At 47.5% G+C, this 11,340-nt stretch carries 8 protein-coding genes; all 8 read right to left on the bottom strand.

Annotation, left to right across the window (positions count from 1 at the left end; all coding sequences use genetic code 11):
* Positions 1-4: 4 nt before the first annotated feature.
* On the bottom strand, positions 5-3,409 hold the full coding sequence (locus tag KE626_RS13705) for a hypothetical protein (RefSeq protein WP_211973467.1): 3,405 nt from the start codon (positions 3,407-3,409) through the stop codon (positions 5-7).
* A 1-nt stretch (position 3,410) separates the two neighbouring features.
* Complete coding sequence (locus tag KE626_RS34860; RefSeq protein WP_283093149.1) at positions 3,411-4,433, bottom strand: collagen-like domain-containing protein; 1,023 nt, start codon at positions 4,431-4,433, stop codon at positions 3,411-3,413.
* Positions 4,434-4,510: 77 nt separating this feature from the next.
* Complete coding sequence (locus KE626_RS13695; protein WP_211973465.1) at positions 4,511-5,641, bottom strand: glycosyltransferase; 1,131 nt, start codon at positions 5,639-5,641, stop codon at positions 4,511-4,513.
* Between the two features lie 314 nt (positions 5,642-5,955).
* Positions 5,956-6,750 (bottom strand): SDR family NAD(P)-dependent oxidoreductase, encoded by a 795-nt coding sequence (locus tag KE626_RS13690; RefSeq protein WP_211973464.1) that lies wholly within the window; start codon positions 6,748-6,750, stop codon positions 5,956-5,958.
* Between the two features lie 67 nt (positions 6,751-6,817).
* A complete protein-coding gene (locus KE626_RS13685; protein WP_211973463.1) occupies positions 6,818-7,399 on the bottom strand; it encodes a TetR/AcrR family transcriptional regulator in 582 nt (193 codons plus the stop codon).
* 75 nt (positions 7,400-7,474) lie between these two features.
* Positions 7,475-9,253 carry a DUF885 domain-containing protein gene (locus KE626_RS13680; RefSeq protein ID WP_211973462.1) on the bottom strand — a complete coding sequence of 593 codons (1,779 nt, stop codon included), beginning with the start codon at positions 9,251-9,253 and terminating at the stop codon, positions 7,475-7,477.
* 73 nt (positions 9,254-9,326) lie between these two features.
* Entirely contained in the window at positions 9,327-10,130 is an 804-nt protein-coding gene (locus KE626_RS13675) for a helix-turn-helix domain-containing protein (protein ID WP_211973461.1), read from the bottom strand.
* A 150-nt stretch (positions 10,131-10,280) separates the two neighbouring features.
* A complete protein-coding gene (locus tag KE626_RS13670; RefSeq protein ID WP_211973460.1) occupies positions 10,281-11,258 on the bottom strand; it encodes a 3-keto-disaccharide hydrolase in 978 nt (325 codons plus the stop codon).
* Positions 11,259-11,340: the final 82 nt, after the last annotated feature.

Here is an 11,340-nt window from a genome sequence, read left to right as displayed (position 1 = left end):
ATTTTTATTGTCTGAACATCGCATACCAGCCCAGTGCCCCTTTATTATCTGTGGCTTGAGGGTTACCAAAGAGATAAAACAATGTATTTCCGCCGGGAGGAAGTTTGAGCAGTCCCAGGAATTTTAATGCGATCTGTGTAAACATTAGCATAAATACTTTACTACCCTCATCACCAGCCTGCGTGAGCCGAATCTGGTCAATGCTAAGCGTCAGTACCGTTTGCAGACTAAATGATTTTCCACCTCCACTGCCTGGTAATGCTATTTCTACGCCGGCTCTATAATGCTGCTCTCCTTTGCTTAAAGGCGACCAGCATATCAGCAGATAAGCATTAAACCCGGTATTGCCGGCCAGCGCACCAGGCGAACCCAGGTTCAGCTTATAACGCAATCCATACCAGCCTTCATTTCCAGGTCCGCTCAATGCCATGTCTGATATAACACTCAAATAACCGCTGTCCCGGGGAGTTTTCCCTGCCGGACCTATGACCAGGTTTTCAAGTCCCAACTGCAACTGTGTATAAATACTGCCCTGTCGCAGACTACTCACATTAGGATCAGGATTAAAACGTGTTTCTCCGGCAAAAAAACTCAACGTATTATTTTGGGGCGCGCCTCGCTGAAAAGTCATCAATATTCCTGCATTAGAAAAATTCAGGCCCTTGCGTAAAAGATCTTTGCCGTCTTCATTCCCAAAAGAAAACAAATCAAATCGCTGCCCATCCGGCTTCTTAAATAGCTTAAAATCAATAAAGCCATTAAGTGCAAACCAACTCTCCTGTTGCGTTGCGTTAGCTGTGGTGCTGCTGGACAAAACCGCACTGGTGATCTCTACTTTGTTAATAATATTGCTGTCCAGGTAAAAAGCATCATCATTACTATTTACCAGGCCATATACCGGCTGTCCCTGATTTATTTGCAGGCTACCTGTAAAGAGTACATTTCTGTAAATGTTCTCTGTATCGTAAGTACCTGTCACCTGCGAACCGAACAAACTATTTAGCGTCAGCTGCGCGTAACTTTCAAACCCTTTCACCACGGTATTTTCAAACAATACTTTCAGGGTGAGCAATCTGAAGTCATAGTCTCCGTTGGAAGCAGGTTGAATCGAGTGTACGGGAATTGTATCCGTAAATTCAGGATCAACATAGTATATCAGTCCAAAAAAAGAAGAAGGTTTATTTAGCTCAGGAATGCCGCTGTTATTCAGTTCTACGGGACTTACTTCAATACCCAAATGATGCGCATTAAATTCCGATGGGTTAGAAACCCCCGCCACAATACCTGAGAGATTTTTGGGTATACCGGTAATGTCTACACGTAAAAATAAAATACCGGTCCAGGTCTCACTGGTGGCAATTGTTTTGAATTTTTCAAAATACCCGCTTGTTTGTTCGCAAGCATCTTTGAAATAGGTCTGCAACCAGTTGGAAAGAATCACCAGCTGGGCAGGATCCGGATTACTATCCGTTTGAGGAATAGAAAAATCCTTGCGCTGACTCCATTTCTTCGGGTTCGCAATCAGGCTATTCGCCACATTCCCGGGATCATATAACTTACCCTTGCGTCCTTTAAAGATCATCAGGTTACGATAATCGCCGTAAGTCTGATGAGTGCCTATATTAACGCTCAGTTGCCAGTCGCCGATAGTCACTTCATTGGCGAAGCCGGAGAGATAAGTGGCATTGCTCACCACCAAAAAAACATCACTCGACTGCATGGCGGTGATCAATTGTTCGGAGGGACTGTTAAATGCCATTTCATCGTCGCCATTCTTTCCCAGCAGCAACTGATCCCACTGAACAGCGCTGCCATCTGCATTTTGCGTTGTTTGGGCCAATATGCCGCCAGGGGTGGTGGCATAACGGATCTCCGTTTCTACGGGTGTATTTTTCAACAGATGGGCATTCGTGGTAGATTGCTGTGTGATCACCTGGCGGCGTTGAGGAGACAACACCACTTCTTCCAGCGCGGTAATGTCTGCCAACCCCATATCATGTGGCTGTGTGCCCGTTGTTATTCCGGAATAAGGGAATAGCGGGAAAAATTTTTCTTTATCCGACCTAAATGAGAAAGCGATATCCGTTGGATGTAGTATGCCCGTGCTAATACCTGCCGTCCCTTTTGCATATAACGAAGCACCCACAGGTTGCGCAACATAGGGAAGCGCCACTCCGGATGCGGTAAATATGGTAGCCCATGATGTCAGGTAATCAGCTGAAAATGGTGAAGCCAGGGAATCACTTGGTGCAGCAACCGGAGACGCCATTGCAAATGGAAACCCCTTTACACAGGCGGGCTGCCCTGCTTCAAAACGAATGATAGATTGATTATGCTGATTGGAATGATCCAGTTTAAAAAATTCCGTACCGGATAAACCTCCGCCCATATTCAGGATAGTCGTTTCCGTAACTACCTGGAAATCGCCATCAGGCGCCATATAGTAAGGAAAATCATAACCAGGCGGCAGCTCGCAGAGGACAAATGAGGCGGGATGATCTGTATTCGTAAGAGGGAGCAACTTAATTGCAGCACCAAAAACAGAGGCGTAGTTTGTTGATTTGGCCAGGGCGTTGCCTGATACGATTTCCAACTGGTTGTAAGGTGGTTCTGCTATCTTCTTAATCTGATAGGAAAATCCGGCATAAGTAAATCTCGTTCTTTTAGGATTGTAGGGATCTACCGGATCATAACTCATGTGAAAGCCGGTATATATTGTTGGTGTATCATCCTGCTCCGGGGTAGCAAAAAGTGGATAGAAGCAGGTTTGGTATATATCAGGTGTTTCAGGTGATGAAACGAATGAATAAAATCCTCTTTGCGGCACCACTGCCTCCGGCTGCGCATCTGCATGCTCTGCAATATCTGCCTGAATGCAGCCTCTGAATGCGGTGGTCATCGGAATAAAGACATTCTTATTTGCAACGGGGGCGGATGTTTCCGGTGTTGCCGGATAAGTAACGGTAAGGCCCCAAAAGCTTCCGGTTGCACTCAATGCCGGCGCTACCGGGCTAACAGCAGCCAGCAAAAATGACGCCCCTAATATCTCTATCGAAAAATGAACCGCTACTACCACGCTGTGCGATGCTGATTTCTTCAGTGCCAGCAACTGAAAAGAAGCAGCTGCCGGCGATGATGACAGCGTTGCCCAGACCAGCGATGTTTGCTCAATACTCCCTTGGGGAAAACTCTTTTGGAGAGATGCTATCAGCACCAGCATATCTTGTTCTGCCAGTACATTCTTCATGAAAACAAACAGACCAGGAAAATCGGACCAGGCAGCATCATAGCTGATCGACTCGGGTAAGTCTGCTGCAGCCGTCAAATAATATCCAAAGAAGTTCAGTCCCTCCCCTTCTTCCGTCGAAACATAAAGCGCTGTTTGCTGATAACGTTGGAAATGATACATGCTATGCAAATTTGAAAGCAATGATTCTATCTTCAGCCCAATAACCTCCACCAAACTGGTGTAAAGGCTGAATAAACTGGCTGCTGCCATTTTGGGTTTGTCCGGCGATATAATAATAGGTTTTGGGAGCGCCAGACTGGTTATTCAGCAGGATGGTACCTGTTAATATACTATATACGACTCCTTGTGTCAGGCAACCACTTGCGAGGTTACCACCTATCACATCCTTTGTAGGTATGACAGAGCCGGGTGCATCTGAAAATGTTGAACGCAGCCAGCACATACTAATAGAAGTTCCGTTCACGCTCATCAGCATGGTGACGATAACCGCATGTTTTCCCGGGGCCAGGGTAATGGAACTACCTGTAGCAATAAAACCGGAGGTTAAGGGGATATTTATCGGGCCAGTAATATTTCCAATTGCCATACCTCCCGTGCCTTCAGGGCCGGTAGCTCCAACCGGGCCTGTAGCTCCGGTGATGCCGCCGGAACCGGAAGGACCTTCAGGACCTGTTGCACCGGTTATACCGATCGGACCGGAAGGACCTTCAGGACCTGTTGCGCCGGTGATACCGATGGGACCAGAAGGACCTTCAGGACCTGTTGCACCGGTAATACCGATGAGACCGGAAGGGCCTTCAGGACCCGTTGCGCCGGTGATACCGATGGGACCGGAAGGGCCTTCAGGACCCGTTGCGCCGGTGATACCGATGGGACCTGTTGCGCCTTCAGGACCTGTTGCGCCGGTGATACCGATAGGACCGACAGGACCAATAGGACCCGTTGCGCCAGTGATACCCATAGGACCAGTAGGACCGGTGATGCTATTTGCGATCAGCGTTACCCAACCCGTAGGCCCGGTGCCCCCGGTAATACCTTGCGGGCCGGTAGGACCGGTAAGTCCCTGGGGACCTGTAGCACCGGTGATACCAATAGGCCCGACAGGTCCGGTGGTACCCTGGGGACCTGTAGCCCCCGTGGCCCCTGGCGTATCAGCAAGATTATGTCGTTTATCTATAGCCATGATATAAATAGGATTATGAGAATTGTAAATGGAGTTGATAGCATCTGGGAGAATACGTTTAGCGCATGACAATGTTTTCAGCCTCGGGGGTAGCTTTTGCGTAGCCAGTCGAGATTCGATCGGTCCGGCGATCGTTCGTACCAGCCTTTGCCCCATAGGGCATACAGCATTTCGAAGTATTCCTGGTACATCAGCGACACACGATCCATGCTGAAATTTTCGAGGGCCCAGTTGCGACAAGCCTCCGGTTTTATCGTTTCAATATTTTCCGCCGCCCAGCAGAACTGGTCAAATGTTCTGCAGCGATAACCCGTAACGTTATGCAGAATATTCTCTCCAAATACGCCCCAGTCGCTGCTTATCACTGCAGTACCGCTCATAGCCGCTTCAATACTCACGCCACCGAAAGGCTCTATATAGTAGGTAGGCATAAATACCGCCTTTGCTTTGGACAACAGTGTCCTTCGCGTAACCACATCTGCAAAACCAACATATTCTACATGACTATCTTTAATGAAAACCTGCTCTTTTTCATTCACCAATGTCCCCTGACCAGCCACCAACAGTCTTGCATTTATTTCTTTGGTTGTCTGAACGGCCACCTCCACCCCCTTCCTATTCGTTATTCTGCCCAGATACAAGAACCAATCTTCCTTCTGATCAGAAAAAGTAAAGTCTGCCGGATCAAAAAAATTTGGAATAACGGCATCATACCAGTTTCCGTTTTTAATGTTATTCAAGCCATATACATGCGCCATCCAGGTATAGGATTCAAATACCCGAAACTTTGAAAAAATGCTTTCATATCCAACTCCTGATTCTACCACCATCAAACTGGCGTCAAATGCCCGGGCGATAGGTTCGTGTCCCCATCCCCACGCACATAGCAGGAAGTCTTTGGGTTGCTGTCGTTTTCTTATTGCCGTAATGCAATTATTGTAGAAGGTCTGGTGATAATAATCACTGGTATCGTAGCGGAATTGTTCCGTATGGAAATTAGTGGAATAGCACTGTTGTCTGAGGTTTTCTGATACAATATTAATATTCTCTGTACAAGTGGGATCGCTGCCTTCACACCCATAATGATACACTTCATGACCAAGCCGGGTGAGCATAGAACAGAGTTTATATACTTTCTGCGTATATGCGCAACTGATGTAAGACTTATTGGTGATGGTATGAGGAATACCGGGAATATGAAATCTCATAAGGTATGCTGTGGATAGTTATTATAATTATTTGAGGGTTTCCTGAAATATGATACATATATGCCGGCACCTAATCACGCACCCCAGGATGACAACTGCACAAATTCCAGGAAATTCGATATCTTCTGCAAAGGCTCTCTGAAAAGATAGCATATTGTCAGATAATTTTCAATTTTATCCCATTATTTATACGGTAAAATACAGGAATGGCGTCCAGACAACGGAGACAAGACAAGCGTACCATAAACTAAAAGGGTGCGCTTTCACAGTTTGAAGTGCACCCTTTTTTATTTCTATCTGCCTGGCATCATTGCTTATAAAATTGTATTCAGTACACCGCCATCCGCACGCAGGACCGCCCCGTTGGTAGCAATGGATAACGGGCTGGCCAGGTATACCGCTAAATGCGCAATTTCGGTTGGATCGATAAAGCGTTGCAGCAATGAAGTAGGGTTTATCGTTTTAAACAGGTGTTGTTTTACCTGTTCAACGGGTTGATGTTGCGCTGCTGCAATCTGCTCCACCGCAACGGCCACACCTTCGGAATAAGCAGGTCCGCCGAGAATGCTGTTCACTGTTACGGCGGTATTTTTTGTCAATCCGGCCAGGCCCCGGCTAACAGCCAGCATCATGGTTTTGGTGGCGCCGTAGTGAATCATTTGTTCCGGAATATTCACGCCCGATTCACTGCTGATAAAAATAATCCGGCCCTCATTTCTGGCGAGCATTTCAGGCAGTAAATACCTCGACAACCGGATACCACTCATTACATTGATTTGAAAAATATGCGCCCAATCATCATCGTTGATATCGGCAAATGGTTTCAGTTCAAATATGCCCACATTATTTACGAGGATATCAATGCGGGGCAATGCCGCCAATAGCTGATCAACTTCGGCTACACTGCCAAAATCGGCTGCTATCCCCGACACCGCGGCTCCGGGTATTTCCTGCTGCAAACGCTTTACTGCGGCATCCACTTTTTCAGGTGTTCTTCCGTTGATGATCACCGCTGCCCCTTCCCGGAGTAGTTCTTTTGCAATGGCAAAACCAATACCCTGCGTAGATCCGCTCACAAAAGCGGTCTTTGATGTTAATTGTACATCCATATAAATTGCTGTTTGTTATCGAAAGAAGTATTTTTGTGTTAATCACTACAAAAATGAATAAAAAAAATCAGCGGAGGATTTCCAGCTGCATTTCGATTTGTTTGATCAATACTTTATTGTCGGGGTACATGCGCCTTGTCACATTCAAACCATTCCACAATGTAATCAGGTAACGGCCTAAAATCACGGGGTCTGCCTGGTTTTTCAGCGTTCCGTTTTTCTGTGCTTTGCGGATCATCCTGGTGTATAGCTGTTCTACTTCTTTTAAAATATCCACGGCTTCCTGTTCAAGTTCTTCATCCAGCGCCGCCATTTCCACTACAGTATTGGAGATGATACAACCTTGCAAATGTGTATCCCGGTCGGCGTTGGCAATACTGCGGAAAAAGTTTTTGATCAGCTCCACGGGCGCCTCACTCTTTTCCACTTCTTCCCTGAATGCATTCAACGCTTCCCGGCGTTGCTGAATGGCTTTTCGAAACAGTTCTTTCTTACCCCCTTTGAAGGCATTGTAAAAACTACCGCTTCCCATCCCCATGGCACTCAGCACATCTTCCAGGGAAGTGGCTGTAAACCCTTTCGCCCAAAATACCTTCTGCGCTTTTGCTACTACCTCCCTATTATCGTAAGTAGCAGGTCTGCCTTTCATACTCATTTTATCATTTTTGTATTAATCACTACAAAAATAATTATTTTAGGAGATAATTAAAAAATTTCCCGGTGCTTACCTGTTCATCCAGTCGTTGATATACGTTTCAAGTACCTGCAGGGGCATATCTCCATGCGCCAGTAATGCGTCATGAAAAGCTGTCAGGTTGAATTTGCGGCCCATTTTCCGGGCTGCTTTATCCCGCAGCTCCTTTAGTTTTATTTCACCGATTTTGTAAGACAGTGCCTGTCCCGGCATGGCCATATAGCGTTCCACCTCTGCAGCAGCAATACTTTCGCTCACTGCCTCATTGGCCATCATATAGGCAATCGCTTCTTCCCGTGTCATTTTCCCTGTATGAACGGCTACGTCGAGTACCAACCTGATAGCCCTGTGGATTTCATTGTTTAACGCACCCATTTTCTGATAGGCATCCTGATAGCATCCCAGCTGCGGCCCCAGCGATTCTGCATATAGCGCCCAACCTTCAAAAAAGGCGCTGAAAGTGGGCTGCCTGCGGAAGGCAGGTATATTCGTATTTTCCTGTTGGAAAGATATCTGGAAATGATGTCCCGGAATGGCTTCGTGGATAAACGTTGCCTCCATACCATAAAAGGTGACGTTGATTTTGGTGGCATCCGGTACCGGTACGTACAGGATAGCGGACCTGTTTTCCACCAGGTTACCTTTAATATAAAATGGTCCTGCGGAAGCAGCCTCCCGGTAAGCTTCCACCCTGCGTATAACCATCGGCGTTTGAGGGAAGTGGCCAAACAATTCCTTCAAATGAGGCTGCACCCGGTTATAGATATCCTGGTACGCCTGCAGCACCTCTTCCGGCGTTTTAAAAGGCATGAGCCTGGGATTGGTTTTCAGATAAACAAAGAACGCCGGCAGGCTGCCCTTAAATCCTTCCTGCTGTTGCACTTTTTTCATCTCTCCTTTTATGCGCGCCACCTCTGCCAGCCCGGTTTTATAAATTTTGTCAGGAGTTAACCCGGGAGAAGTGGTAAAGGAACGTACATAATATTCGTAGATCTTTTCTCCACCCGGCAGGGCGCTCAGTCCTGACTGCTGCTGCGCTGCAGGCAGGTACACGGTTTTGAGGTAACCGGCCAGTTTGCGGTAGGCAGGGCACATGTTGCCGGCAATCACCTGCTGGTACTGCTTCGTCAGCCTGGCGCGTTCGGCTGTGCTGAACGAAGCCGGAAACTGTGCGATGGGTTTATAAAAGATACACTTTGCCGTATCCGTTTCCGCAAGCGCCTCCATCTGGGGAATCATTTTCTGCACCAGCACCCGGGGAAGAACAATACCGGCACGAATGCCCTTATTAAAATTAGCGATACAGGTATCCGTCCATTCAGTGAAAGCAGTCATTCTTTGGGCCCAGTTTTCATAATCCTTTACGGTGCGGAATGGCTGATCACCGCTGCCGGATCCTAATGAGGCCAACTCCAGCGGCGTAGATACAAACTGGTTCATCGGCATGTACTCCAGGTGCAGGGGGATGGCTTCCACGGCCTCGTTCAGGGTGTACATGAGGATATCACAGGAGATCCTGTCGGCTTCCGTTAAGGCAGACCGGTCATATTTTTTTAATTCTCCCAAAAACTGTTGATAAAACTTAGTCGTAGCCGCTATGTACGGGACACTGCCTTCCACCGCCAGCAGATGATCGTACTGGTGATAACCGGCCGCAGTGGCTTCCAGCGGAAACAGCTGCATACGTTCCGCATAATAGCGGTCAAATAACTGCCGGATGGAAGAAGGCTCCTGCGCCTTTGCCTTTACCACTGTCAAGAGTAAGGTCATTGACCATAACATCTGCTTTACAACCCGGAATGTCGTCATACTATCTTATAAATTAGATAGTACAAAACTAGGCGCAGGAAAAAAACAAAAATTGTACGGGATTAGCGTATCGTTATATTTTCCTGTACTGAAGGGGAAGCAGGCCGGTAAGGCGCTGAAATGTTTTAGTGAAATGGGCCTGGTCGGTAAATCCGCACTCGTAGGCAATGGCGGTAAGGGAATGCCGGTCAGTTCTTATCAGCGAAATGGCTTTTTCAACTTTTATCTTCCTGAGATATTCTCCTGCGGAGCAGCCAAAGTATTTTGAGAAGTATTTGGAGATAGTGACCGGGTGAAGCCCCAGTTCTGCTGCCAGTAAGGGCAGCGACAGCGGGCTGTTCCAGCTGTCGTACAGGATCGTTTTTATTTTCGTAACCCATTCCGGGAACCAGCGGAAGGTATCATCACCGGGCTGCAACAGTGCTGTACAAAGCTGCGCAACGGCAATCCCGGAGTCCCTGTCATTGAGATAGTGTTCTTTCATGATCCGCAGAAGGCCGCCGGTATTGAGCTGGCCGCTTTGCCCGAACATCAGATCGGCCGGCGGTTCCGGGAGTCCGTGTGATTTGAAAAAATCTTCTCTCAGCTCAATATTAAAAATGCGGGTGCCTTCCTGGTAATCCACATTCTGGTGCGGGATACCGGGATGGTAATAAAGCCCGGCGCCGGCAAACTGCCGGTCGGCCCCACCCTTCCTGATTTCTTTGCTGCCGCCTGCCAGTATATGCGAAAAATGCGGATGGAGATGATAATGCCATTCCGACGACATATTGGCCGCGAAAGCAGTTTCACTGGTAAACACGGCGTCAAAAACGCGCTCTTTCACTTTGGTGCCTACGTACGTCCCTTTTTCAAAGGGGATCGGGTGATGGGTCATGCGCGGTTGTTCTTTTTGGTATGCATAAAAGCAGAAAGCGAAAAGTGGAAAGCAAAAAGCTATTGAAGCGGATGATTGGCGCAAGTAAAAATCTTTCGCATTAATTATCCCCTTCAATAGCTTTCGGCTTTATGCCTTCTACTTTCAGCTTTAATTCTTCGCCGGTGTGATCTCGATGTTCCTGAACTCAATTGGTCCGTGGTCGCCCTGGAAATAAATAGGTCCCGGTTCACCTTCGTTGCTGTTCAAAGCGCCGCCTGTGATCCCCGGAATTTCCTGGCTGCAGATAATGGTTTTACCATTTGCTACAATCGTTACAATGCGGCCTATGAGGGTGATATCGAATGTTTGCCATTCGCCCGGTCCTTTAACTGCCATTTGGTTGGGCACCAGGAAACCGTATACGCCGCCAAACAGGTGACTGTTAGGATGATCCGTTACCGGGTTATCGATGATCTGGGTTTCATAACGGCCTCTCAGGTAAACGCCGCTATTGCTGCCTTTCTGGTACCTGAATTCCACATGCAGTTTAAAGTCTGAGAATGACTGCTCAGAGATCAGGTTAGCGCCGGAATGAGGACTGGACAGGATACCATCTTTAACGATCCATTGGTTCTGCTGCCCTACGGCTTTCCAGCCGCTCAGGTCTTTTCCGTTGAACAGTTTAATAGATTTCCCCCATACAGGTGCGCTGGTTCTTTTAAGATCGGGCGCTTTTACGCCGGTAAACGGATAGGATTGGCCACCGCTGGTATGAATGGTACCGCTGATGCCGGAGGCGGTAACGGTTCCTTCCAGCGTCAGGTCGCGGTCTTCATTCTCCCATTGTGGCGGGATTGCAAAACTGAACTTGCCATTATCAAAATTCACTTTGGATATTGGACGGGCGCTGCCGCCGGTGCTTACGAAATGCCCCACCAGGGTTTTAAAACCGGAGAGCTCTACTTCCAGCCAGGATGGCTTTTCTGCACCATTTTCATCTACCTTGATATCCCAGCGCCCAACGAGGGAACCACCGGTTACGGTTTCGGTTTTAATAGCTGACACCTGCCCCATTACATTGGAAGAATTCGCCAAGCCCAGGCCCATAAAGCATATCAGACCTGCGACAATACATTTTCTATTCATGTTCAAGTTCAAATTTATTGAAGAAAGACTTAAAGATAGATATTTGATTCTAGTTCTAATAGCCATTTCTCCGCCCTTATTT

The organism is Chitinophaga hostae (assembly GCF_018224885.1).
Classification (GTDB): domain Bacteria; phylum Bacteroidota; class Bacteroidia; order Chitinophagales; family Chitinophagaceae; genus Chitinophaga; species Chitinophaga hostae.
This window is presented reverse-complemented; position numbering and strand designations above follow the sequence as displayed.

Excerpts from the sequence above, each read along its gene's own strand:
- KE626_RS13680 (WP_211973462.1), bottom strand. The coding sequence starts at position 9,253 with ATGACGACATTCCGGGTTGTAAAGCAGATGTTATGGTCAATGACCTTA.
- KE626_RS34860 (WP_283093149.1), bottom strand. The coding sequence starts at position 4,433 with ATGGCTATAGATAAACGACATAATCTTGCTGATACGCCAGGGGCCACG.
- KE626_RS13670 (WP_211973460.1), bottom strand. The coding sequence starts at position 11,258 with ATGAATAGAAAATGTATTGTCGCAGGTCTGATATGCTTTATGGGCCTG.
- KE626_RS13685 (WP_211973463.1), bottom strand. The coding sequence starts at position 7,399 with ATGAAAGGCAGACCTGCTACTTACGATAATAGGGAGGTAGTAGCAAAA.
- KE626_RS13695 (WP_211973465.1), bottom strand. The coding sequence starts at position 5,641 with ATGAGATTTCATATTCCCGGTATTCCTCATACCATCACCAATAAGTCT.
- KE626_RS13675 (WP_211973461.1), bottom strand. The coding sequence starts at position 10,130 with ATGACCCATCACCCGATCCCCTTTGAAAAAGGGACGTACGTAGGCACC.
- KE626_RS13705 (WP_211973467.1), bottom strand. The coding sequence starts at position 3,409 with ATGTATCATTTCCAACGTTATCAGCAAACAGCGCTTTATGTTTCGACG.
- KE626_RS13690 (WP_211973464.1), bottom strand. The coding sequence starts at position 6,750 with ATGGATGTACAATTAACATCAAAGACCGCTTTTGTGAGCGGATCTACG.